At 33.0% G+C, this 621-nt stretch carries 1 protein-coding gene; it reads right to left on the bottom strand.

The features are described from left to right. Positions 1–136: 136 nt before the first annotated feature. On the bottom strand, positions 137–601 hold the full coding sequence (locus FEE95_RS22045) for a hypothetical protein (protein WP_138660200.1): 465 nt from the start codon (positions 599–601) through the stop codon (positions 137–139). Positions 602–621 lie beyond the last annotated feature (20 nt).

Raw genomic sequence — 621 nt, 5'->3', positions numbered from 1 at the left:
AACGGTTCGGCTATGATTAGTTGCGGCCAGAAATCCGTAGGATTTCCCGTCGCACCCTAAACATAGTAAAAATGCTTAGATTTTCCGCAGGAAAATCCCAAGCAATTAATTATAGGTTTTGTTGTGTGCAGTTTTCTTATTGATGGATTGGTTCAGTTTCCATAATATGAAAAGTCAAACTTGGCTTTCTTCCGTTATAAAAATCTGCAAAAGTGGAATCCTTATATTTAATGCCGTCAAAACTTTTGTCCAATTCAATTCTTTTGAGAGAATCAACGGGTTTTTTGTAACCATATGAAACGAAAATCCATTTGTCCTTATCAAATTCCATGTTTTCAATCCGTTTTAGTCCTGTGTTCGTAACTTCAAAAATGATTTTGTGTTTTCCTTTCGTAAGTTTTTTTTCCTCAACATATTGTAAATCAGGTCTGATATTTGTCCATTTTACTTTTTGGTCAAAAATCGTATCATTATCCACAATTAGTCGTAATGGAACTTCAGATTGGTCTTGACTTGTGTTTGTGATAAAAAAAAATCCGTCAATCTTTGATTCGCAACCGAAAAGGGATATTAGTAATATGAATGTTAAGATATTTTTCATTTTTTAAATTGCACACAACG

The organism is Maribacter algarum (ex Zhang et al. 2020), from assembly GCF_005885635.1.
Classification (GTDB): domain Bacteria; phylum Bacteroidota; class Bacteroidia; order Flavobacteriales; family Flavobacteriaceae; genus Maribacter_C; species Maribacter_C algarum.
The sequence above is the reverse complement of the archived record's forward strand: the minus strand, read 5'-3'. Positions and strand labels throughout refer to the sequence as shown.

Bases quoted from the DNA above. Each gene is read 5' to 3' on its own strand.
- FEE95_RS22045 (WP_138660200.1), bottom strand. From the start codon at position 601: ATGAAAAATATCTTAACATTCATATTACTAATATCCCTTTTCGGTTGC.